This window comes from Bartonella sp. AD13SXNS (genome assembly GCF_042196465.1).
GTDB lineage: Bacteria > Pseudomonadota > Alphaproteobacteria > Rhizobiales > Rhizobiaceae > Bartonella.
Window position 1 is genome coordinate 1 of record NZ_JBHIQI010000108.1, and the last position, 626, is coordinate 626.

1 protein-coding gene is annotated in these 626 nt (G+C 44.1%); it reads left to right on the forward strand.

Translation table 11 applies throughout. The features are described 5' to 3' along the window. Positions 1-520 (forward strand): toprim domain-containing protein (locus tag ACFIMQ_RS09665; RefSeq protein WP_375703956.1); only part of this gene is annotated, 520 nt, incomplete at its 5' end. Positions 521-626 lie beyond the last annotated feature (106 nt).

A 626-nucleotide genomic window follows, 5' to 3' on the forward strand; every position in this document is an offset into this window, starting at 1 on the left:
GGGGATCACATGTGAATTGCCTGCTGATTTACGTTTTCACGATAAATGCCATCACCCCTTAGCAAGGACACTACCCGCGTTGGTTGCTCTTGTTAAGGGGGCTGGTTCCTTTGCCATTCATAGAACCTTTTTAAAAGCCAATGGCTGCAAAACAGATCAGAGACCAGCAAAAGCCGTGGTGGGTTCTGTTATGGGCGGTGCTGTGCATTTAAGCCAAGACAATCCAAAACATCTGGTTATTTGTGAAGGCATTGAAACCGGTCTGTCTCTGCTGTCTGGTTTGTTATCAGAGCCCGTGAATTTATGGGCGTCTCTTTCGACCAGTGGCATGATGCGTGTGAATTTACCCCCGATAAAAGGACGTCTGACAATTGCAATGGACGGCGATGATGCGGGTCGTAAAGCAGGTTTCACCCTTGCAAAGCGTGCTTATAGCCAAGGCTTTGAGGTCTTTATCATGCAAGCTCCAAAAGGAACCGATTTTAATAATGTATTACTTTCTCAAAAGAGGGAACTATGAAAGAAAATCATTTACAAAACAACAATGAAAATACCCCCGTCAATGATAACGATAATGCTTGTTTAAAAGCCATTCCTTATGAAGTCGCCTTGCAACAAAATGGCTG